Origin of the sequence: Mumia sp. zg.B17, from assembly GCF_019550915.1 — a bacterium.
Classification (GTDB): domain Bacteria; phylum Actinomycetota; class Actinomycetes; order Propionibacteriales; family Nocardioidaceae; genus Mumia.
Window position 1 is genome coordinate 114,431 of sequence record NZ_JAHWCI010000007.1, and the last position, 23,328, is coordinate 137,758.

Sequence of the window (23,328 nt, forward strand, 5' to 3'; positions counted from 1 at the left end):
GGGTCAGCCTCGCTTGAGCCGTCTCGGTCCCGACGGGAGCGGCGGCGCGTCAGGGGGTGGGACGACCGGAGCCGGACCGGTGACCACCATCCACGCGAGGTCGACCTCGTCGACGAGCTCCTCGAGTCGGTGCGCGGCGGCGGGATCCTCGACCCGGACGAGCCAGGCCCGGTCCTCGCTGTCGTCCTCGCCGGCGAACCCCTCGCGGTGCACGGAGGCTGCGAACCCCTGCGCGTGCAGCTGCTCGAGGACGTGCTCGGCGTCCTCGCCCTCGTCGAAGTGCGCCTCCGCCACGGTCGGCGAGGGCGTACGGCGCAGCAGCGCCTCGAGCTCCGGCAGAAACGGGCGGTCGGCGTCCAGCCACGCGACGGAGTCGAGCTCGTCGGGCCCGAGCCAGCGCAGGAGGTCGTGCTCGGTGGGCTCCGGCTCACCGGAGACGATCTCACCGACGTACGCGCGAAGCACGAGGGCGCCGCTCAGCGGCACCTCGCCCGCGAGCCGATGCCCGACCGTGGCGTCGCACCCGAGCTCCTCCGCGACCTCGCGACGGGCAGCCTCGGCCTCCGACTCCCCCGGCTCGACCTTCCCGCCGGGGAGCTCCCACCCGCCCGCAGCAGCGGCCGGACGGGTCCGTCGTGCGGCGAGCACACGACCGGCACGGATCAGTGCCACCCCCACGACGACACGCGTCGAGGGCGAGGGCTCGGGGCTCTGGGGATCCACAAACGGCGAGGTTAGCGCGTACGGTCGGACCATGGACCAGTCCCAGCTCCCCGACACCCTGTTGTCCGAGGCCGAGATCACCTCCGCGCTGGCGAGGCTGCCCGCCTGGGTCCGCGACGGCGACACCATCGTCCGCTCGGTCCGTGCCCCCAGCTATCTCGACGGCATCGCGCTCGTCGACGCCGTGGCAGCGGCCGCTGAGATCGTCGACCACCATCCCGACATCATGATCCGGTGGCGCGACATCACCTTCACCCTCTCGACGCACTCCTCCGGAGGGCTCTCGGCACGAGACATCGCCCTCGCCCGGCAGATCGACGCGATCGCTGAGGACGCCGAGGACCGCTGAGCCACTCTCCGAGAGACCGGGCCTCGCGTGGGACGCTAGCCCCGTGAGTCACACGCACAGCCATCTCGGAGCGAGCGACGATCTCGACCAGGGCCGGCGCGGCCTCGCGACCGTGCTCGCGGTAGTCGTCGGGCTGCTCGGCGTCGCACTCGCGGTCGCGGTGTGGATCCTGTGGCCGGACGCCGACGACGTCGCGAAGGCGCCCAACCCCTACGGCACGCAGGGCGTCAGCATCGTGTCGGCCACCGTGACCGACGTCCGCGCCGTCGACTGCGGTGGCGGCGCGGTCGGACCCGACGGTCTCCCCGCTGTCCAGGGCGACTGCGGCGAGCTGCTGCTGCGTACGTCCGACGGCAAGTCCGCGAGCGTCACGGTCCAGCCGGCGGTTTTCCGCAGCGGCGTGGACGTCGGGGACGCCGTCGACCTGGTGCGGGTCCAGCCTGAGGGCGCCAGCGAGCCCACGTACGAGTTCCTCGACTTCGATCGCGGGATGCCGCTGCTGTGGCTCGGACTCGCGTGCGCGCTCGTCATCGTCGCCGTCGCCCGCTGGCGTGGACTGCTGGCGATCGCGGGAGTGGTCGGCACCATCGGGGCCATCGTCGTCTTCGTCCTGCCCGCCCTGCTCGCGGGCGAGAACCCGCTGGTCGTGGCCGTCGTCGGGTCGAGCGCGATCATGCTGGTCGTCCTGTATCTCGTGCACGGAGTCTCGATCCGGACGACCGCCGCCTTGTTCGGCACGTTGTCGGGGCTCGCCATCACCGCGATCCTCGGCTCGCTCACGACCGGATGGACGCATCTCACCGGCATCTCCTCCGAGGACGACCAGATCCTGATGGCCGTCGCGGAGCAGATCAGCCTGTCCGGGGTGGTGACCGCGTCGATGGTCATCGCCGGTCTCGGCGTGCTCAACGACGTGACCGTGACCCAGGCGAGCGCGGTGTGGGAGCTGCGGTCGGCACAGCCCGGAGCGAGCCGACGCCAGACGTTCATGTCGGCGATGCGTATCGGCCGCGACCACATCGCGTCGAGCGTCTACACGCTGGTGTTCGCCTACGCCGGGACGGCCATGACGGTGCTGCTCCTGGTGACCGCGTACGACCGGTCGCTGCTCGACATCGCGGGCACCGAACAGGTGGGCGCGGAGATCGCGCGCACCCTGGTCGGGCTGATCGGCCTGGTGCTCGCGGTCCCGATCACGACCGCGATCGCCGCCGCGCTCGCCCCCGGACCCTCCGACGAGGCACACGCTGGCGACGCGGAGACCGTCCCGCCGCCTGACCCCGCCGCACACGCCGTCCGACCTCGGTAGCGGACGATCACCCGACGCCGGGCAGCACGCCGACGACCTCGTACGTCGAGTCGAGCGCGACCAGGTGCGCCGGGCCGCCGACGGTGATGGCGCCGCCGTCGAGGCCGAGTGCGGTGGCCGGGGCGGCTGAGGCCGCGCACGCCACCGCGACGGGATCGAGGCCCAGCACCCCCAGCGCACGTCGTACGGCGGAGTCCATCGTCAGCGTGCTGCCGGCGATCGCACCGGAGTCGGCGAGGCGAGCGGTGCCGTCGGCGACGTCCACGGCCAGACCGCCGAGCTCGTAGCGTCCGTCCTGCGCGGCCGCCGCCGCCATCGCGTCCGTGACGAGGACTCCACGCTCGCCGGCGTCGAGGAGCAGCCGGCGCGCCCACGCGTCGTGGAGGTGGATGCCGTCGAGGATGACCTCGAGGCGGACGCCGGGGGTCTCGAGGGCCGCCACGACCGGACCGGGTGCGCGGTGGTGGACCGGCATCATCGCGTTGGAGGCGTGGGTGAGGACGGTGGCTCCGCGCGCGAACGCCTCCCTCGCCAGCGCGTAGTCGGCCGCGGTGTGGCCGACGGCGGCGACGACCCCCTCGGCGGCGAGGTGCTCGATCGTGTCGAGCCCGCCGTGGAGCTCGGGTGCGAGCGTCACCATCCGTACCAGCCCGTCCCCGGCGGCGAGCAGCCTCGCGACGGCATCGTGGGTCGGCGGTGTGAGCGCGTCCGGGTCGTGCGCCCCCCGGTGGTCGGGCGACAGGAACGGGCCCTCGAGATGGATGCCGCGGACGGGACCCAGCTCCCCCGAACGGATCGCGCGCGCGAGTCCTCCGACCTGCTCTGCCAGGACGTCGACGCGGGCGGACACCAGGCTTGCGAGCATCGTGGTCGTCCCGTGCGCAGCGTGGGTTCGAGCGGCGGTGCGCGCGGCCTCCAGTCCGCCGTCGAAGGACGCCCCACCCCCGCCGTGGCAGTGCCCGTCGACGAAGCCGGGGAAGATCCACGGGTACGCCCCCGCGACCGGAGCCTCGTTCTGACCGATCGCCGTGACGATGCCGTCGCGATGCTCGACCCACCCGTCGGTGAGGACGCCGTCGGGCAGGACGACCCGGTCGGCGTCGATGTGCTCGGGCAAGGGCGTCGCGTCGGTCACCCACCCACCCTAGGGCTCCGGCAGGGCGCCGCCGGAGCGCATGGGAGGCTCGCGGTGTGACCAACACGCCCTCTCCCCGAACCCCTGACACCCGCACCTCAGCGGGCCCGGCGACGCCCGCGACGCGCGTCGCCGGACCGTTGATCGCCTCCGGAGTCGTGCTCCTGTTCGCGCTGCCCTTGGCCTGGATGCTCGCCTACTTCATGAAGGACGAGCTCCAGACGGCCGACCACGTCGTCTTCCTCGCCGTCCCCGTGGTCGAGCTGGTCGTCGCCGGGCTCGTCGCAGGCCTGGTGATCGGGCGGTCGCCCAGGATGTCGTACCGCCGTGCGATGGCAGGGGCGCTCGCCCTCGTGCTCGTCCCGCTGCTGGCGATCGTGACCGTGTACGCCGCACTCAGCCTCACTCCGCTCTTCGATGACGCGATCGGGCGATCGGCGAGCGACGGCCTGTGGCTGGGCGTGGCAGCAACGGCCACGGTGCTCGCGGTGCTGCTGTTCCGCGCCGGCGTCCGGTTGATGCGCGCCCGTCCCTGACCGAGGCGCGCACTGCGGGTCCCGCCGACGAGCACCTAGCATCGAACCCATGAGTGTCATCAAGATCAACGCGATCACCGTCCCCGCAGACTCCGGCGACGAGCTCGCCCACCGCTTCGCCGCCCGGGCGGGTGCCGTGGACGACGTCGACGGCTTCGAGGGCTTCGAGCTGCTGAAGCCGACCGACGAGCGCACGACGTGGCTGGTCATCACGCGCTGGCGCGACGACGAGGCGTTCGAGGCGTGGAAGAGCTCGCCCGCCTTCGCGCACGGCCACGGCGACTCCGCCGTCGGTGCCCACGGACACGGCGGCGAGCACGCCGGTCACAGCGCGGGCGAGCACGCCGGCCAGGGCGGCGGCCACGGCGGCCACGCGGGTGCCCACGGACACGGCGGGGAGCACGCCGGTCACGGCCAGCGCCCGGTCGGCGTCTCCGCCGAGCTGTGGTCGTACGAGGTTGCAGGCGGCACCTCCGCCTCCTGACGACGGCGGTCCCGGTGCCGGTGTGCGATCTCCGGCACCGGGCCCTCGTCGACGTCAGCCCTGTGAGCAGGGCTCCAGGCCGGTCAGCTCCAGGCCGCCATCTTCTGCAGCAGCTCGGGGCCGCGCTCGTCCACGAGCCGGCCCCCCGTACGGATCCCGAGCAGCAGCACGCCGATCCCCGAGCCGAGCCCGACCACGACGGTGAGGGCGGTGGCCCACACCGCCCCGGTGGCGAGCGCGACCACGAAGAGGACGACCGTGGGCGCCGACAGGAGCGCCACGACGACGAGACCGATCGTCTGTCCGACGAAGATCGCGGTCGTCGCTCCCTGCGGCTGCGAGAACAAGCCGTCGCCGGGCTTCTGGACCGGATAGAGATAGGCCGCCGACAGGACCGACGACGCCCCGGCCGCGATCAGCAGCACGCCGACCGACATGCCGAGCACCGCCACCAGGGTGTCCCAGCGCCCGGCGGCCCACACACCGCCCACGGCCAGGAGCACGACCATCGGCAGCCCGAGCGTCAGCACCGCCACGACCCTCCCCGCTCGGTCGGCGGCGCCACGGACACCTGAGACGACGTGCAGCCAGAACGCGGTGTTGTCGTAGGCCAGGTCGGCAGAGATCGCGAAGCCCATCACGTACGCGATGACGGGAGCCAGCCACAGGAGGCTGTCGTTGCCCTCCAGCCCGCCGACGACGATGAACGGCACCGGCAGGAACGGGACGAAGGCGATCGAGCCGGCATAGCGCGGGTCGCGCTGCCAGTAGGTCAGGCACCGGGCGGCCACGGCACCCGTACGCGTGTCAGGCAGGCGGTCGAGCCAGCCGTAGCCCTGTGCCTGCGCCGCGGAACCGTGCGAGGGCGGCCGTGTCATCGTCCGGTCGAGCGCCGCACCCCACGCGAGGAGCATCAGCGCGAGCGTGACCAGCGTGACCACGATGCGGCCGAGCGCCGACAGCCAGCGGCCCTCGGCGACGTCGCCGGCGAGGGACCACGGTGCGCCGAGCGGGGTCCAGGCGAGCACGCCCGCGACGTCGGGGAGCCAGTCGCGCACGCCCGAGAGCCTCCCGAAGAGCTGGCCGACGAGCGGCCCCAGCATCAGCACCGGGACCAGGACGAGCACCACCGCGATCTCGCGGAAGCGCCGCCGTTCCACCAGAGGGGCCATCACGGCGGTGATCGTCCGTGAGCCCACCGCGCAGAGTGCGACGCCGAGGACGGCGCCGACCACCGCGGCGACGAGGGCCAGCGGGGAGTCCCACCACGCCAGCGCCGTCGACAGCCCGGAGAGCAGGGTCACCGCCCCGGCGACGCCGACCATCCCGGCGAGCGCGAGACCGACCAGGAGGTCGCGGCGCTCGATCGCGTACTGCTGGAACCGTCGCGGGTCCAGCGTCGCGTCGAGGCCGAAGGCGAGCAACGGGATGAGCCACCACCCCAGCACCGCGACCGAACCTCCGACGACGAGCCATGCCCACCTCTCGTCGTCGGGAAGGAACGAGAGGCCGATCGACCCCACCGCGACCATCCCCACGATGGACAGCCCGTACAGCGCGGAGAGGACGAAGCCGACCGTCTGCCAGGCCGAGCGCCGGAACCCGTTGAGCAGCAGGGTCAGCTTGAGTCTCAGGAGGACTGCAACCACGACAGTCCTTCCGTCACCTGAGCGCCGCCCACGAGCTGCACGAACCGGTCCTCCAGCGACTCCCCCGCGCGAACGTCGTCGACGGTGCCGGAGGCGAGCAGGAGTCCACGCGCGACCACCGCGACGTGGCTGCACATGCGCTGGACGAGATCCATGACGTGTGACGAGACCACCACGGTGCCGCCGCTGGCGACGAACCCGGTGAGCAGCTCGCGGATGCCCGCCGCCGACACCGGGTCGACGGACTCGAACGGCTCGTCGAGAACGATCACGCGTGGTGCGTGGATCAGCGCGGAGGCGAGGGCGACCTTCTTGGTCATGCCGGCCGAGTAGTCGACGACCAACGTGTCGGCGTCGTCGGCGAGGCCGAGCGTCGCGAGGAGGTCGTAGGTCCGTGCGCGGACGGTCTCGCGGTCCAGCCCGCGCAGCTCGCCGGCGTACGCGATGAGCTGCGCACCGGTGAGCCGGTCGAACAGGCGCAGACCGTCGGGCAGCACGCCGAGCTGCTTCTTGGCAGCAGCGGGGTCGCGCCACACGTCGATCCCGTGCACCGAGACGCGCCCGAGGTCGGGTCGCAGCAGACCCGTCGCCATCGAGAGCGTGGTGGTCTTGCCGGCTCCGTTGGGACCGACGATCCCGTAGAACGAGCCGGCCGGGATGTCGAGACTGACACCGCCGACCGCCAGCTTGCCGCCGAACGACTTGGACAGGTTGCGGATCGAGATCGCAGCACGGTGGTCGAGAGGTTGTTCGGTCAACGGAGAGACGGCATACGTCGGGGGCACAGGTCCTGATGCGGCGCGGGGGACGTCCGGGGTGGACAACGGATCAGCTCCTCGATTGTCGATGGGACCACGGTATGCGGGTTTGGTGTCACCTGATTCAACCGGTCCCGCACTTTGCGCACCCTTACCCTTGCGTGCATCTCCCGGGGTCGCCATGATCCACAGGTGCCCCGTCACCGCAGAGCCCTCGTCATCACACTCGCCTCGCTGGTCGCCCTCACGGTCGTCGGCGCGACCGGATGGGTCTCGGCCTCTGCGCGCTCAGCGGACCGAGTCACCGTGGCCGCGGGCATGCCACCGGTCTGCGACGACCCGCGGTCGCATGCGGCGAACCCGGTGCGCGAGGACGAGGTGGTCTCGCCGACGCTCCTCGTCGACTCCCGGCTTCGCTGTCGTGTCGCGGCCGTCGTACGCAACGACTCGTCTGCACCGATCACCGTGACGTCGATCGAGTGGCCGAGCGTCAATGTGCTGAAGGTAGGCTCTCGCGCCCCGTTGAACTGGGACGTGTCGACGGATAGCGAGGACGGCAGCGTGGTCCTGGCGTCCGCCTCTGGCGGCGAAGAGCTTCCGCGTGGAGGGTCGATGACCATCTGGACGTCGATGGTGTTCGACCCGACCGGCTGCCTCTCGCCCAGGATGCATCTGGGCTTCAGCGGCTCGCCGACGGTGAATCTCTCGGTGCTGGGCCGCCAGCACAGCGTCAACGCGGTCGGTCCCACGATCACCTTCAAGGGCACCGCGGAGTCCGCGCGCGGCTGCGACGAGGGCGAAGTCGGCACGGGCGGTATGTAGCCTCGGCCGCATGGACGCCGTCGTGCTCGACCTCCCGTTCACCGGGCGGTGGATCGTCCAGAACAGCCCCGCCCGGCGCGTCCCCAGCCACGGGACGACGCTGATGGGGACCTCGTACGCGATCGACTTCGTCGGCGTCGACGAGCGACGGCGCACGGCTCCCCTGCGCGACTGGCGCACCTACCTCGCGACCGAGCCGCCCGAGCGCTTCTACGCGTACGGCCGTCCCATCCTTGCGCCGTGCGACGGCACGGTGGTCGCCGTACACGATGGCGAGGTCGACCACGAGGCGCGGCGGTCCCAGCTCGCCCTCGTGCCGTACGCCCTGGGACAGGCGGGCCGGATCAGGCAAGGGCCGGCCGCCATCGCCGGCAACCACGTGACCCTCCGGTACGGCGCCGTGTTCGTGACGCTGGTCCACCTACGCCGCGGCTCGTTGCTCGTCGAGGTGGGTGACGCGGTCACCGCCGGGCAGCAGGTCGCCGAGTGTGGCAACTCCGGCAACTCGACGGAGCCGCACGTGCACGTCCAGGCCAACGACAGCGCCGACATCGCCACCGCCCGAGCGGTGCCGTTGGCGTTCCGCGACTACCGCGAGTGGCCGCGCGGCGGCGGGGAGGCGTACGTCGACCGCACCCTCGGCGTGCCGGCCGAGGCTGCGGTGGTCGCCCCCGTTGCGGGCTGACGCCGCCTGACGCGGCCCGGCTACCGGCGGGACGAGGCCGCGACGCGGGTGAGCAGGAACGGTGTCCCGACCCGGCGCAGCAGCGGCCGGTCGACGAAGGTCATGCCGACGATCGTGCCGTCCGCGGCTCCCCGGAGCTCGTCGCGGACCCACCGCCACGGGCGGGGCGCGTCGGCGGCATAGCTGACGACGAGGGCGAGTCCGCCGTCGGCCAGGGACGTTCCGACGCTCAGCTGTATGGGGAGCACCTCCCGCAACCCGGCCGAGGAGTCACGCACCAGGTTGACCCCGCGCACCGTCTGGCTGCCCGACCCGGTCGCGTGGTCGGCTTCGAACCGCTTGCCGTACCAGCGTGGCAGCCCCAGCAGCCCCAGCCCCCACGGCGCCACCGTGCGCAACGGCGCCACGAACGAAGCCTCGAGGTCGCCGATCACCTCCTCGGGTGCGAGCGGCTGCAGCGTGGACCAGGCGTGACGCAGACTTCGGACAGTCGTGCTCATACGGGCTCCTGAGTGCGGGCCGACCGAGCCGGGACGGCGTCGATCGGGGTGCGGGTTCGTGCCGAGGTGGGCGGCGCAGGGAAGAGACTGGCGAACCGCTCGGCGAGCGCGGTGATGGTCAAGGAGGGGTTCACTCCGAGGTTCGCCGGGATCACGCTCGCATCGGCGACGTACAGGCCGGGGTGGCCGTGCACCTCGTGGCGGTCGTCGACCACGCCGGTGCTGCGGTCGACACCCATCACCGCCCCGCCGAGGATGTGCGCGGTGATCGACAGGCCGCCGACCGACTCGCCGAGCAGGTTGAGCGGACGGCCCCCGGAGGAGTCGGCGAACGCCCGGGTCACCGTGTTGGCGACCGGCAGGAAGCTCGGCGGGCGGACACCGCCGGCGATCCGCGACCTCAGCACCCGCTGCCAGGGACGGACCGGCGAGCGCCGCCACTCCAGGGCCAGCTCGTTGTCGCTGTGCTGCATCGTCGTGACGACGGTCAGGCGCCGGAGAAAGCCTCGGGCGGTGACCAGGCGCGCCTGAGCACCCGGCCTGCGTGCGATGCGACCCAGCACACGCAGCGCCCGACGACCCGCCCGCTCGCCCTCCACCATCGGACCCAGCTGGAAGCGCATGTGCCAGCCGCCGACGTACCGGTTCTGGGTGACGTGGGTGTGCGCGTCGGGGTGGAAGTCGGAGCTGATCGTCGTGCCGCGCGACAGGTCCTCGCCCGGTGGCGCGAGCACGGCGGTGAGCGCCTCGCTGTTGGTCCGGACGTGTCGACCGAGGGTGCTCGAGAGGTTGGGGAGCGTCCCGAGGTCGTCGCGGCACCGGAACAGCAGGTCGAGCGTGCCCAGCACCCCTGCGGCGAGCACGACACGTCGAGCCCGGACGACCTGTGCCGGCTGGTTGCGCCAGGGATGCCGCGTCCCGACCTCGAAGCCTCCACCCGGCAGCGGCGTCAGGGACTCGACCTCGTGCTCGGCGCGGATCTCGGCCCCGTACCTCTCGGCGAGGTGCAGGTAGTTGCGCGTGAGCTGGTTCTTCGCGCCGTACGGGCACCCGAGCAGGCATTCGCCGCACAGTCGGCACCCGGTGCGCGCAGGGCCTTCGCCGCCGAAGAACGGGTCGGGCTCCGTGACTCCCTCACGGCCGAAGTGGATCGCGAGCGGCACCGGCCCGTACGAGGCCCCGGCGCCGACCGCACGCGCCGCCGCCCGGAGGTGGTCGTCCATGGGGCCGCGGTGCGTCGTCACGACCCGGCCCAGCATCCGCGCCGCGCGTTGCAGGTGCGGGGCGAGCTCGGTCTGCCAGTCCACCCCGAGGGCGCGCAGCGACGGCGCCCGGTAGAAGTCCTTCCCCGGCTCGAGCAGGACGCCCGCCCACACGATCGACCCGCCGCCGACGCCGGTGCCGCCGATGATGCCGACGTGACGGAAGATGCGCTGCCAGAAGAACCCACGCATGCCTACGCCCGGTTGCCAGAGGTACGCCCGCGGATCGCGGCGCGCCCGGCTGAGCGCCCCGTCGTCGAGGCGGCGGCCCTTCTCCAGCACGATGACGCGATGTCCGGCCTCGGTCAGCCGCAGAGCACTGACGGCTCCGCCGAACCCACTGCCCACCACGACGACGTCGATGTCCCAGTCGTCTGCCACCGGGCGCATGCTACGGGGTGTCCGGCACGCCACGGGCCGCGAGCGCCTCGACCAGCCATCGACTGCGCCGCTCGAGCAACCGCGTCATGTAGGAGGTCAGCACCACGCGATCGGCGAGACGACCGATCGGCCCGACGGGCGCCTCGTACTCGACCACGTCGGTCATCTGCGTGCGACCAGCCACCGCGTCGAACCGGTGCTCGTGCCACCAGCGGTGGAACGGCCCTGAGACCTGCTCGTCGACGAACCGGCGCGGAGCCTCGTACTCGGTGATCCGCGATGTCATCCGGAACGGGATCCGGAAGTGCGTCGCCTGCCAGGTGACCGTGTCGTCGAGACGCATCAGCCCGGACGTGACTCCTGCGACGGCCCGCTCACCCGACTGGCTCATCGATGCCGTGTGCGCGTCGACCGAGAGGCTCAGCGCGAAGCACGCCTCAGGCGTGGCAGGCACCAAGGAGGACAGCACGATCGTCGGCACGGCCTGACCGTACCGCCTCCTGCGGACCCGGTGCCGGCCATCTTCATCGCGGCCGGAGAGCGGCTGTCATGAGACGATGCCGGCTCGTTGGACGCTGTTCTTGACGTGGAGGTGACGATGCACGCGACTTCCCTGGGCGACGATGCTGTGCTCGGTCCGCTTGAACCGTCGCGGGCCGGGGAGCTCCTGAACCACATGGACCGAGGACGGGAGTTCGTCGGGCGGTACATCGCGCTGCCCGACGCGGTCACCGACCTGGCGTCGAGCCGCGCCTTCCTCCAGGCGTACGCAGACAAGGCGACCACCGACACCGGCCGGATCTTCGGCATCTGGACGGCAGGCACGCTGGTCGGCGGGGTCCTCTTCCGGACGATGGACGTCGAGCAGGGCACCGCCGAGGCCGGCTGCTGGCTGGAGCCCTCGGCGGTGGGCAGAGGGCTGGTGACCAGGGCCGTGCGCCTCATCATCGACTGGGCCGTCGAGGAACGGGGCATCCATCGCGTCGAGTGGCAGGTCAGCCCGGCCAATGCGGCCAGCATCGCGGTGGCGCGCAGGCTCGGAATGACGAGCGAGGGCGTGCTGCGAGAGAGCTTTCTGCTGCGAGGGACACGACACGACACGGAGGTCTGGTCGGTGCTCGCGCCGGAGTGGCGGGCCAGCACCGGCGCCGGCGCACAGGGCGGCGATCCGGAACTCCGCGGCGCTGGTGGCACCCCCTCCCGGAAAGGAGCGCCGCATATCGACCGTGTGGTGCCAGACCTGTCCGTGTCAGACCTCGCGGCGGCGGTTCGCCAGCACACGGCCGTCCTCGGCATGGACGTCCTGATGGACCACGGCTGGATCGTGACCTTGGGGGACGGCACCGGGCATCAGCTGAGCCTGATGACGACCGACGCCACCGCCACCGTCAACCCCCAGGTCTCCGTCTTCGTCGACGACGTCCACGCTGCCTATCGAGCGGCCCTCGGAGCCCACACTGAGATCGTCCACCCCCTCACCGAGGAGCCTTGGGGGGTCACCCGGTTCTTCTACCGCGACTCCTCGGGCAGCGTCGTCAACGTCGGCTCGCACCGCTGATGCTTCTGACATCGAACGCTGTGGACCTCGAGCCGGCCGCTCGCCGTCAGCACCCGCGCCCTTATCCGTCGATCCGGACCGGTGTCGTGAGCACCCTGCCCTCATCGACGACGCGGGTCTCGCCGGTGATCTCGAAGCGACCGGTCAGCCGGCGGTCCTCGCTGGAGGTGCCGACCGTGACGTCGATCCTGCCGGGCTCGACGACGCGCTCGAGGTCGCGACCGGTGAAGGACGTGCGGTCCATGTGGACGTCGAAGGTGACGGTCGCGGAGCACCCGGCGTCGAGCCGTACCTTGGCGTAGCCGACGAGCTGCTTGAGGGGCCGGGTCACCTGCGCCAGCGGGTCACCGAGATAGAGCTGCACCACCTCGGCCCCGGCGCGGTCACCGACGTTGGTGACGGTCGCCGCCACCTCGACCATCCCGTCGGTCGCCACGCTCTCCTCGCTGATGTGGAGGTCGGTGAGCTCGAACGAGGTGTAGCCGATGCCGTGCCCGAAGGGGAACAGTGGCCGAGGGTCGAGGTTGGAGATGCCCTCGGAGTACCAGGCGAGCGGCGGTCCGAGATAGGTGCCGGGCTGACCACCGTGGTGCGCGGGGATGCCCACCGGCAGCTTGCCCTCCGGGTTGAGGCGTCCCGTCAGGACGCCGGCAAGGGCCGCGCCGCCTTCCTCGCCCAGCATGAACGCCTGGACGATGGCGGCACAGCGGTCGGCGAACGCCCCGAGCGCGTACGGACGACCCGACACGACGACCAGGACGGTCGGTGTCCCCGTGGCCACCACGCGCTCGACGAGCTCCTCCTGGATGCCGGGGAGCCGGAGGTCGACGGCGTCGCAGCCCTCGCCCGAGGTGCCCAGCCCGAACAGTCCCGCCAGGTCCCCCACGACAACGACGGCCACGTCGCTCTCGGCGGCCGCGCCCACCGCCGCGTCGAGGCCTCCGCGATCGGCCTCGGTGACGGGCACGCCGAGGTGGTGGACGACCTCGGCCTCGACCTCGCCGCGCAGAGCATCGAGGAGCGTCGGTACGTCGACGCCGAGGTCGTCGCCGCCGTACCGCGACAGCACGTGGTTGGGGAACGAGTAGCAGCCCATGAACGTGTTCGGGTCGTCCGCGCACGGACCGACCAGCGCGATGCGCGACGGGACCTGGAGAGGGAGGACGCCGTCGTTGCTCAGGAGCACGATGCTCTGCTCGGCGAGACGACGGGAGACGTCTCTGTTGCGCGGGCTGTCCAGGTCGGTCGACTCCCCGACCGACGTCGGGTCGTACGCGGGATCCAGCATCCCGAGCTCGATCTTCTGCCGCAGCACCCGCCGGGCCGCCCGGTCCACGTACGCCTCGTCCAGAACCCCGTCGGCGACCGCAGACGCGAGGTCGGCGTACCCGGTCGTGCTGGGGAGCTCCACGTCGAGCCCGGCCTCCAGGGCGAGGATCCCGGCGGCGCGCGGGCCGGCGGCGACGCGGTGGGTGGTCTCGAGGAAGGCGACGGCGAAGTAGTCGGCGACGACCGTGCCGCGGAAGCCCCAGCGGTCGCGCAGGACGTGCGTCAGGAGCCTGTTGCTCGCGAGCGCCGGGAGCCCGTCGACGTCGGAGTACGAGTTCATCACCGAGCGCGCGCCGCCCTCGCGGATCGCCATCTCGAACGGCGGCAGGATCATGTCCTCGAGCTCGCGCGGACCGATCGACACCGGCGCATGGTTGCGCGCCGCCTTGGACGCTGAGTATCCGGCGAAGTGCTTCAGCGTCGCGACGATCCCCGCGCCCTCGAGCCCACGGACGTACGCGGCCCCGAGGGTGCCGACCACGTACGGATCCTCACCGAGCGTCTCCTCGACGCGGCCCCACCGGTAGTCACGGACCACATCGAGCACCGGCGACAGCCCCTGGTCGACCCCGACCGCCTTCATGTCGCTGCCGATGGCGGCCGCCATCTCCTCGACCAGGTCGGGGTCGAACGTCGCCCCCCACGCGATGGCGGCGGGGTAGACCGTCGCGCCGTACGTCGTGAAGCCGGTCAGGCACTCCTCGTGGGCGATCGCCGGGATCCCGAACCGGGACTGGTCGACGACCTGGCGCTGGTAGTCGCGCAGCCGCTTGACGCCGTCGTCGACGGAGACCGGCTCGGTGCCGAAGTTCCGCGTGAGGTGGCCCAGGCCGTGGCGGATGGACTCGTCCCACGACAGCCCGTCGCTCATCGCGCTCTCCATCGGGGCCACGTCACCGGCGACCTGCGAGGAGGCGGCGGGCTGGGGCCAGAAGCTGGCGAGCTGGCCGACCTTCTCGTCGAGGCTCATGGCGGCGAGCAGCGCATCGGCGCGCTCGTCGACGGACGCGGCGGGATCGTTCCAGAGGTTCATCGAGTTCCTTCTGCGGTCGGGACCGGGGCGATTCCGGGAGATGGCGTGGTCGCGCTACTTGGAGAAGCCCGCGGTCAGTCCCGAGACCAGGAACCGACGCCCGATGGCATAGACGACGAGGAGCGGGATCACGGACAGGACGACGGCGGCGAGGATCGCGGGCACGTTGACCGTGAACGATCCCTGGAACGTCCAGAGGGAGAGCGGCAGGACTCTCTTGTCCGCGCTCTGGGTGAGGATCAGCGGGAAGAGGAACGCGTTCCACACGTTGAGCGCGTCGTAGATGGCGACGGTGATGATCGCGGGCACTGTCATGGGCGTGACGAGCCGCCAGAGCAGGCTCCACTCCGACACGCCGTCGAGCCGCATCGACTCGAACAGCTCTCGAGGGATGTCACGGACGAAGTTGACGAGGATCAGGACGGAGATCGGGATCGCGAAGGCGATCGAGGGAAGGATGAGCGCCCACAACGTGTCATAGAGACCGAGGCGGACGATCAGGTAGTAGACGGGCACGATCGTCGCCTGGATCGGGATGGCGATCCCGAGGAGGAGAACCTCGAAGGCCCGTCGCGACAGAGCCGACCGGTTGTGGACGATCACGTACGCGGCCATCAGCGAGAGCGTGACGGTCACGGCCACCGTCGCGACCGTCACGAGGACCGAGTTGACCAGGTACTTGGTGAAGTCGGCGGCCAGGACCTCACGGTAGGCCGTCAGCGTCGGCTCGGTGGGGATCGAGAGCGGGTTGGACGTGAAGTAGTCCGCGCGAGGGCGGAGGCTGGTGACGACGATGTAGTAGATCGGCACCAGCGTGACCGCCAGCCAGAACGTGCCGACGAGCCCTCCGACGAGGTTGGGCCGTTGGGTACGGGTGCGCATGTCAGAGGCCTTCCATCTGGCTGTCCATGCGTGAGCTGCCGCCGAGCCGGTTCAGCAGGTACGACACGGCAAGACCCACGACGACCAGGAGCACGCCCACGACCGCCGCTCCCCCCATGTCGTACGAGCGGAACCCGCGGAGATACATGTCGAGGGGCATCACGCGGGTGGCGTTGCCGGGTCCGCCGTTCGTCATCACGAAGATGAGGTCGAAGTACGTCAGCGAGCCGACGATCATCAGCGTCGACGAGGTCACGATGGTGTTCTTCAGCTGCGGGAGCGTGATGTGGAAGAAGGTGGTCATCCGCCCTGCCCCGTCGATCGTCGCCGCCTCGTACATCGACCGGGGGATCTGGCGTGCCGCGGCCTGGTAGAGCAACGAGTGGAACGGGATGAAGCACCAGGCGATGACGAACACCAGCATGGGCATGCTCAGTGACGGGTCGCCGAGCCAGTCCTGGTTGAGCGAGTCGATCCCGAGCGCGGTGCCGAGCCCGAAGTTCGGGTCGAGGAGCGACTTGTACGCGATGCCGACCGCGGCTGCGGAGAACAGCAGGGGGAGAAACAACAGCACCGAGTACACGGCGCGGTAGCGCTGTCGCCCTGCCATGAAGACGCCGAGGAGGAGACTCGTGGGGCACTGGACCAGCCACGAGGCGACCGTGAGGATGACCGACAGCGTGATGGCGTGCTGCGTGACCGGGTCCGAGAGCACCGACGTCCAGTTCGCGGTGCCCGCCCACTCAGGCGTCCCCAGACCGTCCCACGTCGTGAACGACAGGATGACGACACCTGCCAGCGGCACGACGGCGAAGAACGCGAAGAAGCCCATGGCCGGCGCGCTCATCCACAGGGACGGACCGAGGCGACGGGGGCGAGGACGGGCGGGCGGGCTGGTGGACTGGCGGGGCTCTCGGACCCGGTCGGCAACGGTCATGACGCGTCGTTCATCGCCTTCGCGAACTGCTCGGGCGTCTTCTGGCCGAGGAAGAGCTGGCTGAGGTTCGTCAGCAGCGCCTGCGCCTGGCTCGCCGGTAGCGCCTGGTCCCACGACAGCTGGAAGTTGGGCGCGTTCTTGACCATGTCGTACGCGAAGGTGAGAAACGGCGCCTGGTCGGAGCCGGCGATCTTGTCCTCGGCACCGACGGTGACCGGGACGCCACCGTTCTTGATCAGCTCGTCCACGTACTTCTCGTCCCACATCGCATCGTTGAGGTAGTCCACGGCGGTGTCCTGCTGCTCCTTGGACGCCTTCGCCGAGACGGACCAGAAGTTGGCCGGGTTGCCGACGATGTTGGCGGGGTCACCCTTGCCACCCTCGACCGACGGGAAGTTGGCGAAGCCCAGGTCGCCGCTGTCGGCGAAGTCCGGGGCGTCGGTGAGGAAGTTGGAGTACGTCCAGGCACCTTGCAGCAGCATGCCGCTCTTGCCGGTGTGCAGGAGGGCGGCATCAGCGTTGGCGTCGGCGACGACGGAGCCGAACTTGTCACCGAAGGCACCAGCGTCGACGAGCTGGGTGATCATGCCGAGCGCCTTGAGCATCTCGGGGCTCGACCAGGCGTCGGGCTTGCCGTCGATGACGGCGTTGAACGTCTCGGGCCCGCCGACGCGGTCGGCGAGGTACTGGATCCACATCAGCTCGGGCCACTGGCTCTGCCCCGCAAGTGCAATCGGGGTGTCGACTCCGGCTCTCTTGAGCTTGGCGACGTCGTCCAGGAGCTCGTCGAACGTGGTGGGCGGACCGTCGACGCCTGCCCCCTCGAGGACCTTGTTGTTCGTGAAGAGGATGACGGGTTGGGCGTTGTTGTTGGGGACCGCGTAGAGCTTCCCGTCGATCTTGCCGCTCTCGAGCACGGAGGGGACGAGTCGCTCCTGAAGCTCCTTCGTCCGAGAGGTCAGGTCGACGACGTCGTCGTTGCCGACGTAGTCCGTGAGCGCGCCGCCGGCCCAGTTGAAGATCAAGGTCGGTGCGCTGCCGGACCCGACGGCGGTCCGGATCTTTTCCTTGTAGGCGTCGTTCGCGAACCAGTCGGTCGCGATCTCCTGGTCGGCGTTGTCGCTGTTCCAGGTCTCGAACGAGCTGCGGAACGTCGCCTCCGAGCCGCCGGTGAGCACCCAGGCGCTCGCGTCCTCGCCGCCGCTCCCGGGATCGGTTCCGCCGCATGCGCTCAGGACGAGAGCGGCCGCGCTCGCCGCGGCGCCGATCGCGACCAGCCTCTTGTTGCCTCTCATGGTGTGCTTCCTCTCCGTGCCGAAACGTTTCGGGCGGTTTCGGTTGAGATGACCATAGACCGGATGTGATGCACGACACAAGAGGTGGAAGTCGGGCGTGACCCACCGCTGGATCTCTCGCTGTTCTCGCGCGGATCGTGGACGAAACGTTTCGAATCCCGTACGGTGCACGCATGGCCGAGACGCACGTGACCTTGGGGCAGGTCGCCACCCGGGCGGGCGTCTCGAAGGCGACCGCCTCCAAGGTCTTCAACGACCGCGCCGACGTTGCCCCCGAGACGAGGACACGCGTCACCACGGCGGCCGACGAGCTCGGGTACGTGCCTGCGGTCCGCGCCCCTGCTCCCGGCACCACCCAGGTGTGGGTCGTGTTCGACCGCCTCGCCAACGCCTACTCGGCGACGGTGCTCGACGGTCTGCTCGCCGAAGCGCAGGTCCGAGACGCCATCGTCATCGTCAACGAGTTCGGCAACGTCGCCGACGACCGCTTCGCGCCAGGCTCGCCGGCCTGGATCCGGCAGGCCCAGGCGCGCGGCGCCCAGGCCTTCATCCTCGTGACCAACCCGCTCTCCGACGACCACGTCGCTGCCTGCCGCCGCCGCGGGACTCCCCTGATCGTCGTCGACCCGGTGGCTGCGGCACCTGACGGCGTGATGAGCGTCGGCGCGACCAACTGGATGGGCGGCGTGCAGGCCACCGAGCACCTCCTCTCGCTCGGACACACCCGTCTCGCCTACGTCGGTGGAGAGCCGACGTCCACGCCGGCCAACGAGCGGTTGGCGGGATTCCGCAGCGCCATCGAGACGGCCGGCCTCGACCCGAACGCCGCCCCGGTCGTCCCCGGGACGTTCGACTACGACGACGGCCTCGGATGTACGACACTGCTTCGCGACACCGACCGCCCGACCGCCATCTTCACGGCCAGCGATGCCGTGGCTCTCGGCGTGCTCGAGGCCGCGCGCCAGGTCGGCCTGCGCGTTCCCGACGACCTCTCGGTCGTCGGGTTCGACGACACCTTCGCCGCGCACGCGGCCTCACCCCAGCTCACGACCGTCCGCCAACCCCTCACCCAGATGGGGCGCATGGCGATGCAGGCGGCCGTCGAGGGTGCCCGCGACGGCTCCCGCGTCTCCCCTCCGGTGCAGCTCGCGACGTCCTTGGTCGTACGGGGTTCGACCGCACCACCCGCCTGAACACTGCGTGCGACGGTGGATCCCCTCTGCCCGAGCCCACGTGCGGTGATCGGCTCGACCAAGCGGCCCCGGCAGCGGCTCGTTCTCATGGTTGTGGGACAGTCCGGGTCATGGATGGGCTCTCTCGCACCCAAGTGATGGCACTCAGCGCGGCCTTCGTGCTCGCGATCGTCGGGGTGATCGTGGTCCAACGGTCCGATGCCAAGGTGGGTGACACGATCGGATTCATCGGTGTGCTCGCCGGTGTCTGGATCGCGGCCTTGACGAACCTCGATAGTGATGCAAGTTAGCCACGTCAACGGCCCGAGCGTGTTCATACCGCAATGAGAGCGTCATACCGCCGCGCTTCTCCACGATCCAAGACAGGTGCCGTCGGGTGGCCGGATTCTCGACGAGTCACACCGACCGATCGGTTTCCGCTTCGCGTCCCAACCACAGGGCCATACCGATCGACAGATCCCGATCCTCGGTGAAGCCCAGTCGCGTGTAGAGACGTCTCCCTGGCGGGTCGGCCATGAGCGAGACGAAGGCACCCGGCGGCGCCCCGTCCCGTACCTGGTCGAGCAACCAGGTGAGCACCGCGTTCCCGACACCCCGCCGCTGGTGAGCAGGCAGCACGGCCATGTCGACCACGTGGAAGTACCAGCCACCGTCACTGATGAGCCGCCCCATTCCCACTGTTCCGCCACCGCTGTCGATGACATGGCATGCGGACCAGCTGCCGGGCAAGGCTCGTTCTGCCTGCTCCACGGTGCGCGGCGTAAGGCCGGCATCGTTCCGCAGCCGCAGGTAGTCGGCCGTGCTGGGCACTCCCGCACAGAGCGAGTATCCAGGTGCCAGCCCTGTCACTGCGCCACCCCATGCCGGCTCTCGTCACCGGCCCGTGCGGCTTCGTCGATGTAGTGCGCCAACGCCTCCCGAGAACGAGTCAACGCGTCGACCTGGTCGTCCAGGCGGCCCAACCGGGTCCGCATGGCCGCCAGCAGCTCCGGACAGCCGACGAGCTCGGGCGCCTCCCCGACTGCACACGGCAGCAGGTAGGCGATGTCCTCGGTCGACAGTCCCGCCTCGAGGAGGTGCCGGATCTGCTTCACCGTGACGACGTCCGCCGGGCCGTACACCCGGTATCCGGCCCCGTTGCGGCCCGGCTCCAGCAGTCCTTGGGCCTCGTAGTACCTCAGCTGATGGGCGTTGACCTCGGTCCGACGGCTCAGCTCTCCGATATGCACAGTTCCCCCTTGACCTTCACACCGGTCTCAACGTTCAGCATGCACGTATGACTTCCCCTACGAATTCTGACGTGACACTCATCGGCCTCGGACTCATGGGCACGGCGCTGGCGGGCGCGCTGCTCGGAGCGGGACACCGGACGACCGTGTGGAACCGCACGGCGGCCAAAGCAGAGCGGCTGGTGGCTCAGGGCGCCCTGCTCGCCGACTCAGCCGGCTCGGCGGTGAACGCGAGCCCGGTGATCATCACGTGCGTCTCCGACTACGCGTCGCTCCAGCAGGTGCTCACCCCGGTTGCCGACGGACTCCGTGGTCGAGTCCTCGTCAACCTGACGTCGGGCGACTCGGCGCAGGCGCAGGAGATGGCTCGGTGGACCGAGGAACGGGGAGCGGCCTACCTCGACGGCGCCATCATGGCCGTCCCGCCGGCCATCGGCACCGCCGCGGCGGTGATCCTGCTGAGCGGCCCCGAGACCGCGTTCACCACGCACCAGTCCACCTTCGACGCGCTCGGCACCACCGCCTACCTCGGTGAGGACCACGGCTTGTCTGCTCTATACGACGTCGCCGGCCTGAGCATGATGTGGGGTGTCCTGAACGCCTGGCTCCATGGAGTGGCTCTGCTCGGCACCGCCGGTGTCGACGCGTCCACCTACACACCGTTCGCGGCGCAGATCGCGCAGGAAACCATCGGGTGGCTGGCGGGCTATGCCGACCAGGTGGACGCTGGCACCTACCCACCCGACGACGCGACGGTCGACACCCACGCGGGCGCAATGACCCACCTCATTGAGGAGAGCGAGAGGCTGGGCGTCAACGCGGAGATGCCGAGGCTCTTCAAGGCGCTGGTGGATCGCGCAATCACCGCCGGCCAGGCGGGGAGCAGCTATCCCGTCTTGGTCGAGCAGTTCGCGCAACCGCGCGCAACATCGAGATGATCGAGCCCCACTCCACGGCGTGGGGCTCGCGAGACGTTGAAGCGGAGGTCCACCGAGTTCCGTCACGAACAGGCGTCACGCCTCGCCCCGACAGTGGCCCAGGCCCTAGCCGCGGGACGAGGCGCGACCGACCTCACTCAGGGTGGGGACGGAAGACGCTCACGCGGCGCTCAGTCGACCACCGAGCGGACGATCTCGGCGATGCGCTTCTCCGTGTCGTCGTCCACGGTCTCGAAGAACCACGCAGCCGGCATCAACAGCCCGTCCGCGCCGCCTGCGGCTCGGAAGGCCGACTTCTCGGTGATCGCGAGATTCAAGCGTTCGTCGTTGCGCAGCGTCACGAGCGCGGGCGTGCTCGCCGACGTCGCGTAGGCGGGCATTCCGTACCAGATCCGTGGCTTCAGCGCGGGGGCCGCAGTCATGATGATGTCGTGCACACGCTGCATGGTTGACCGCCTCGGCTCGTCCATCTTCGAGATCTTGTCGACCACCTGTGCCAGATTCTTCTCGTCCTTCGACGTCACGTCATGTCCTCTCTCGTCAGCCGATGTCGAGCACCGGCGGAATGAAGTCGGCGCGAATGCGCCGCACCCCATCCGGACATGTCCTGAGCTGCTCAGGCCTCTCCGCGATGATTCACGTGGCCTTGCCACGTGGAAGCGTCGTCGGTGGCGTACCACCGAGGTCAGGGTATCGGACCGCAGACAGATCACACCACCGTCAGCGATCTCGCCCGACGCTCAGCGCAGCGGCAGCACTTCTCTCGAGGCATCCATGTCACTCGGCTGACCGGCGGGCCGAGGACAGAAACGTGGCGACGGCGGCCCTCACATGGTCTCGTTGGGCGGGTGTCGACGGGATGGCGTCGTCCCCCAGGAACATGGCGTCGTTGACCGGGGCGCCCATGACCAGCCAGTTGAGCTGGGTGGCGGCCGTTGTCGGATCGGGCACGGACAAGAGATCGCGGGCGTCGAGGTCGGACAGGATCTGGGCAAGCACGGCGACAGCCCGCTGGGGGCCATGCTCGAACACGGCCCGCGCCAGCTCGGGGAATCGCGGGACTTCACCGATCACCAACCGGCGCAGCCTGAGCATGCGCGGCTGCAATACCGCCTCCAGCTGCCGGCTCAGTATCGACTCGAGCACCGGCGCGATGCGGTCGGCCGACTCGATCGGGAGAGCGTCGACCTGGTGCACGTCGTCGGCTGCCAGCCGGGTCATCGAGGTGACGAGCTCGATGAAGAGCTGCTCCTTGGTGCCGAAGTGCGCGTACACGGTCTGCTTCGAGACTCCGGAGGAACGAGCGAGATCGTCCATGGTCACGCTCTCGTAGTGGGCGGCGAGGAAGGCCTCCTCCGCGGCTGCCAGGATGGCTCGCCGTTTCGCCGCCGAGCTCGGGCGCATCCCGGCTGACCCTTGACTTATCACACCCACCAGTCTAACTTCTTAATTCTAGACGCACCAGTCCAGAAACTTACGAGGGGGCGACCATGACAGGTGTCAGCACCACCATCTCGCGTGACGGCACCAGGCTTGCCTACGAGGTGAACGGCGAAGGCCCGCCGCTCGTCTACGTGACCGGGGCCATCTGCCACCGGACGTTCCGCCCCGTCCAGAAGGGCGCCTCGGTGTTGTCCCGGTCCTTCCGGGTGTTGTCCTACGACCGGCGCGGACGCGGCGACTCGACCGACACAGCGCCGTGGTCGCTCGACCGTGAAGTCGAGGATCTCGAGGCGCTCATCGACACGATGGGAGGACGATCGTTCATCTACGGCCACTCGTCGGGAGCGGTGCTGGCTCTGCACGCGGCCCACAGGCTCGCACCGAAGGTGCAGGGGGTCGTTCTCTACGACGCGTCCTGGGTCGCCGACCAGGCTGGGGCCGATCGCTACGCGACGGTGTGCGCCGGCGTGGAGGCCCTTCTCGACCAAGGACGCGACGCGGCCGCTATCAAGCGCTTCCTCGTCGGCATCGGCATGCCGAGGTTCTTCGCTACGCTGCTGCCCTTCATGCCGGGGTGGCGTCGGCTCGTCGCGCTCGCACCCACGCTCCGCTACGACATGTCCCTCACCGCGGCACCGCCACCGTTGGACGTCGCCGCCACGGTGCGCGTGCCCACACACGTGATGGTCGGCGAACGCAGCCCCGAGGAGCTGCACCGTGTCGCCGACGCTCTGCAGGCGAGCATCCCAGGCGCCACTCGTGAAACGCTGGCCGGACAGGATCACATGGTCTCGGAGAAGGTGCTCCTACCGAGCCTGGTGCGCCACCTGCGTCCCGGCGAGGAGACAGCACGATCCCGCGACCCTCGCCCCGGCGGTAGTTCCTGAAGGACTGACGG

At 70.2% G+C, this 23,328-nt stretch carries 26 protein-coding genes; 11 read left to right on the top strand and 15 right to left on the bottom strand.

The window, feature by feature from the left end:
- Window positions 1-3: 3 nt before the first annotated feature.
- Window positions 4-723: a (deoxy)nucleoside triphosphate pyrophosphohydrolase gene (locus KV097_RS12745; protein WP_301022780.1), complete on the bottom strand. Its 720-nt coding sequence runs from the start codon at window positions 721-723 to the stop codon at window positions 4-6.
- Between the two features lie 31 nt (window positions 724-754).
- Here KV097_RS12745 and KV097_RS12750 point away from each other — a divergent pair, with 31 nt between their 5' ends.
- Together KV097_RS12750 and KV097_RS19795 are read left to right on the top strand one after the other, a co-directional pair.
- Window positions 755-1,072, top strand: a complete 318-nt coding sequence (locus KV097_RS12750; RefSeq protein WP_220366085.1) for a 4a-hydroxytetrahydrobiopterin dehydratase — start codon at window positions 755-757, stop codon at window positions 1,070-1,072.
- A gap of 43 nt (window positions 1,073-1,115) precedes the next feature.
- Window positions 1,116-2,381, top strand: coding sequence for a YibE/F family protein (locus KV097_RS19795; RefSeq protein WP_220343846.1), 1,266 nt, complete (start codon window positions 1,116-1,118; stop codon window positions 2,379-2,381).
- A 7-nt stretch (window positions 2,382-2,388) separates the two neighbouring features.
- Here KV097_RS19795 and KV097_RS12760 read toward each other — a convergent pair whose 3' ends face one another.
- Window positions 2,389-3,516 carry an amidohydrolase family protein gene (locus tag KV097_RS12760; RefSeq protein ID WP_308289422.1) on the bottom strand — a complete coding sequence of 376 codons (1,128 nt, stop codon included), beginning with the start codon at window positions 3,514-3,516 and terminating at the stop codon, window positions 2,389-2,391.
- A gap of 56 nt (window positions 3,517-3,572) precedes the next feature.
- On the opposite strand from KV097_RS12760, the gene KV097_RS12765 reads away from it, so the two are divergent.
- Together KV097_RS12765 and KV097_RS19340 are read left to right on the top strand one after the other, a co-directional pair.
- Complete coding sequence (locus KV097_RS12765) at window positions 3,573-4,052, top strand: hypothetical protein (protein ID WP_220366086.1); 480 nt, start codon at window positions 3,573-3,575, stop codon at window positions 4,050-4,052.
- 49 nt (window positions 4,053-4,101) lie between these two features.
- Window positions 4,102-4,536, top strand: coding sequence for an antibiotic biosynthesis monooxygenase (locus KV097_RS19340; RefSeq protein WP_255559594.1), 435 nt, complete (start codon window positions 4,102-4,104; stop codon window positions 4,534-4,536).
- Window positions 4,537-4,619: 83 nt separating this feature from the next.
- Here KV097_RS19340 and KV097_RS12775 read toward each other — a convergent pair whose 3' ends face one another.
- Together KV097_RS12775 and KV097_RS12780 are read right to left on the bottom strand one after the other, a co-directional pair.
- Window positions 4,620-6,185: a hypothetical protein gene (locus KV097_RS12775; RefSeq protein WP_220366087.1), complete on the bottom strand. Its 1,566-nt coding sequence runs from the start codon at window positions 6,183-6,185 to the stop codon at window positions 4,620-4,622.
- A complete protein-coding gene (locus tag KV097_RS12780) occupies window positions 6,167-7,009 on the bottom strand; it encodes an ABC transporter ATP-binding protein (protein WP_374106991.1) in 843 nt (280 codons plus the stop codon). Before KV097_RS12780 ends, KV097_RS12775 begins: the two co-directional genes overlap by 19 nt.
- Before the next feature lie 126 nt (window positions 7,010-7,135).
- Between KV097_RS12780 and KV097_RS12785 the strand changes: the two genes are divergently transcribed.
- The gene (locus KV097_RS12785; RefSeq protein WP_220366088.1) at window positions 7,136-7,765 is read left to right on the top strand and encodes a hypothetical protein; all 630 of its coding nucleotides are present in this window, start codon (window positions 7,136-7,138) and stop codon (window positions 7,763-7,765) included.
- Window positions 7,766-7,775: 10 nt separating this feature from the next.
- A complete protein-coding gene (locus KV097_RS12790; protein ID WP_220366089.1) occupies window positions 7,776-8,450 on the top strand; it encodes a M23 family metallopeptidase in 675 nt (224 codons plus the stop codon).
- A 20-nt stretch (window positions 8,451-8,470) separates the two neighbouring features.
- Here KV097_RS12790 and KV097_RS12795 read toward each other — a convergent pair whose 3' ends face one another.
- From KV097_RS12795 to KV097_RS12805, 3 genes are read right to left on the bottom strand one after another with little or no spacing between them, the layout of a single operon-like run.
- Complete coding sequence (locus KV097_RS12795; RefSeq protein ID WP_220366090.1) at window positions 8,471-8,950, bottom strand: hypothetical protein; 480 nt, start codon at window positions 8,948-8,950, stop codon at window positions 8,471-8,473.
- A complete protein-coding gene (locus KV097_RS12800) occupies window positions 8,947-10,593 on the bottom strand; it encodes an FAD-dependent oxidoreductase (RefSeq protein WP_220366091.1) in 1,647 nt (548 codons plus the stop codon). The genes KV097_RS12795 and KV097_RS12800 overlap by 4 nt, the downstream gene beginning before the upstream one ends.
- 10 nt (window positions 10,594-10,603) lie before the next feature.
- Window positions 10,604-11,074, bottom strand: a complete 471-nt coding sequence (locus KV097_RS12805; protein WP_220343839.1) for an SRPBCC family protein — start codon at window positions 11,072-11,074, stop codon at window positions 10,604-10,606.
- A 117-nt stretch (window positions 11,075-11,191) separates the two neighbouring features.
- Here KV097_RS12805 and KV097_RS19345 point away from each other — a divergent pair, with 117 nt between their 5' ends.
- Window positions 11,192-12,151, top strand: coding sequence for a GNAT family N-acetyltransferase (locus KV097_RS19345; RefSeq protein ID WP_255559597.1), 960 nt, complete (start codon window positions 11,192-11,194; stop codon window positions 12,149-12,151).
- Between the two features lie 61 nt (window positions 12,152-12,212).
- On the opposite strand, the gene KV097_RS12820 is transcribed toward KV097_RS19345, so the two are convergent.
- The 4 genes from KV097_RS12820 to KV097_RS12835 are packed head-to-tail and all read right to left on the bottom strand — an operon-like array spanning window position 12,213 to window position 17,627.
- A complete protein-coding gene (locus tag KV097_RS12820) occupies window positions 12,213-14,513 on the bottom strand; it encodes a glycoside hydrolase family 3 N-terminal domain-containing protein (protein ID WP_220366092.1) in 2,301 nt (766 codons plus the stop codon).
- Window positions 14,514-14,567: 54 nt separating this feature from the next.
- Window positions 14,568-15,395 (bottom strand): carbohydrate ABC transporter permease, encoded by an 828-nt coding sequence (locus KV097_RS12825; protein ID WP_220343837.1) that lies wholly within the window; start codon window positions 15,393-15,395, stop codon window positions 14,568-14,570.
- A 1-nt stretch (window position 15,396) separates the two neighbouring features.
- Window positions 15,397-16,332: a carbohydrate ABC transporter permease gene (locus KV097_RS12830; protein ID WP_220366093.1), complete on the bottom strand. Its 936-nt coding sequence runs from the start codon at window positions 16,330-16,332 to the stop codon at window positions 15,397-15,399.
- Window positions 16,329-17,627, bottom strand: coding sequence for an extracellular solute-binding protein (locus KV097_RS12835; protein ID WP_220343835.1), 1,299 nt, complete (start codon window positions 17,625-17,627; stop codon window positions 16,329-16,331). Before KV097_RS12835 ends, KV097_RS12830 begins: the two co-directional genes overlap by 4 nt.
- Before the next feature lie 173 nt (window positions 17,628-17,800).
- On the opposite strand from KV097_RS12835, the gene KV097_RS12840 reads away from it, so the two are divergent.
- Entirely contained in the window at window positions 17,801-18,820 is a 1,020-nt protein-coding gene (locus KV097_RS12840) for a LacI family DNA-binding transcriptional regulator (RefSeq protein ID WP_220366094.1), read from the top strand.
- 110 nt (window positions 18,821-18,930) lie between these two features.
- Window positions 18,931-19,110 (top strand): hypothetical protein, encoded by a 180-nt coding sequence (locus tag KV097_RS12845; protein WP_220366095.1) that lies wholly within the window; start codon window positions 18,931-18,933, stop codon window positions 19,108-19,110.
- A gap of 106 nt (window positions 19,111-19,216) precedes the next feature.
- Here KV097_RS12845 and KV097_RS12850 read toward each other — a convergent pair whose 3' ends face one another.
- Window positions 19,217-19,630, bottom strand: a complete 414-nt coding sequence (locus tag KV097_RS12850; RefSeq protein ID WP_220366096.1) for a GNAT family N-acetyltransferase — start codon at window positions 19,628-19,630, stop codon at window positions 19,217-19,219.
- Between the two features lie 35 nt (window positions 19,631-19,665).
- A complete protein-coding gene (locus KV097_RS12855; protein WP_220343832.1) occupies window positions 19,666-20,049 on the bottom strand; it encodes a MerR family transcriptional regulator in 384 nt (127 codons plus the stop codon).
- A gap of 71 nt (window positions 20,050-20,120) precedes the next feature.
- Here KV097_RS12855 and KV097_RS12860 point away from each other — a divergent pair, with 71 nt between their 5' ends.
- Window positions 20,121-20,987, top strand: coding sequence for an NAD(P)-binding domain-containing protein (locus KV097_RS12860; protein WP_220366097.1), 867 nt, complete (start codon window positions 20,121-20,123; stop codon window positions 20,985-20,987).
- A 170-nt stretch (window positions 20,988-21,157) separates the two neighbouring features.
- Here the strand turns inward: KV097_RS12860 and KV097_RS12865 are convergent, their stop codons facing one another.
- On the bottom strand, window positions 21,158-21,511 hold the full coding sequence (locus tag KV097_RS12865; protein WP_220343830.1) for a DUF1801 domain-containing protein: 354 nt from the start codon (window positions 21,509-21,511) through the stop codon (window positions 21,158-21,160).
- A 253-nt stretch (window positions 21,512-21,764) separates the two neighbouring features.
- Window positions 21,765-22,391, bottom strand: coding sequence for a TetR/AcrR family transcriptional regulator (locus KV097_RS12870; RefSeq protein WP_220366098.1), 627 nt, complete (start codon window positions 22,389-22,391; stop codon window positions 21,765-21,767).
- A gap of 86 nt (window positions 22,392-22,477) precedes the next feature.
- Between KV097_RS12870 and KV097_RS12875 the strand changes: the two genes are divergently transcribed.
- Complete coding sequence (locus KV097_RS12875) at window positions 22,478-23,317, top strand: alpha/beta fold hydrolase (RefSeq protein WP_220366099.1); 840 nt, start codon at window positions 22,478-22,480, stop codon at window positions 23,315-23,317.
- The last annotated feature ends 11 nt before the right edge of the window (window positions 23,318-23,328 follow it).